Source organism: Streptomyces sp. BE20, assembly GCF_036322525.1.
Lineage (GTDB): Bacteria > Actinomycetota > Actinomycetes > Streptomycetales > Streptomycetaceae > Kitasatospora.
In genome coordinates this window covers 1-215 of the sequence record NZ_JAQYWW010000554.1, presented here as the reverse complement: position 1 = coordinate 215, position 215 = coordinate 1, and the positions used below count along the sequence as shown (strand labels likewise).

Below are 215 nucleotides of genomic sequence, written 5' to 3'. Positions count from 1 at the left end.
GTACAACGACTACTCGATGGTGCTGGGGGCCTCGGACGACAGTGCCGAGGGCTTCATGGGCACCGGCGGGAGCATCGCGTCGGGCCGGGTGTCGTACACCTTCGGTCTGGAGGGTCCGGCGGTCACGGTCGACACGGCGTGCTCGTCCTCGTTGGTCGCTCTGCACCTGGCGGTGCAGGCGCTGCGCAGCGGGGAGTGTGACGCGGCGCTGGCGG

General features: G+C 70.7%; 1 protein-coding gene. It reads left to right on the top strand.

The genetic code is table 11. The features are described 5' to 3' along the window. On the top strand, positions 1–215 hold a 215-nt coding region (locus PUR61_RS09460), incomplete at both ends, for a beta-ketoacyl synthase N-terminal-like domain-containing protein (protein WP_329877703.1).